Consider the following 522-nt stretch of genomic DNA (forward strand, 5'->3'; position numbering starts at 1 on the left):
CTCGGCGGCGGGACGGGCGCGCGGCGGCGCCAGCTTGAGGACGGCCGGCGCGTCGTCCGCGCCACGTACCAGCAGGATCACGCCGCTGCGTCCGCCCGGCTGGAGGAGCCGCTCCACGCGAACGCCGTGGTGGCGCACGGCGGCGTCGGCCAGCTCGGGGAGCCGGTCCAGCCAGGCTGCCGCGTCATCCGCGCCGCGGTCCTCCGCCAGGGCCCGTACGAGTCGCCGGGGAGGTTCGAGGACCATGCGGGGCGCATCCTTTCGGCTGGTACCGGGTGGTCAGTCCTGCGGTGACGGGGAAGCCGGACGCTCCTTCCCCGATTCCTTGGCCGAATTCGATCGTTCCGCCAGACCTGGGAAGGCTACGCCGTCGCCGCCCCAGCGCACCGCGCGGACCGCCGTCTCGCGCAGCGCGGCGGCGGCGTCCGCGCGACGTTGCCCCGATGCCGCGCGCACGAGGTCGGCGTACACCGCCGCGACGCGTTCTTCGAGGGCTCCCGCCAGTCGCAGCGCCGCCGCGGC

General features: G+C 76.2%; 1 protein-coding gene and 1 pseudogene. Both read right to left on the reverse strand.

Going from position 1 to position 522, the window contains the following annotated elements:
* Positions 1–246: pseudogene (locus G3I42_RS16780) on the reverse strand (kinase); the annotation flags it as partial.
* 33 nt (positions 247–279) lie between these two features.
* A partial coding sequence (locus tag G3I42_RS16785; RefSeq protein ID WP_164286804.1) for a DUF4439 domain-containing protein occupies positions 280–522 on the reverse strand: 243 nt, incomplete at its 5' end.

Origin of the sequence: Streptomyces sp. SID11385 (genome assembly GCF_010548245.1) — a bacterium.
GTDB lineage: Bacteria > Actinomycetota > Actinomycetes > Streptomycetales > Streptomycetaceae > Streptomyces.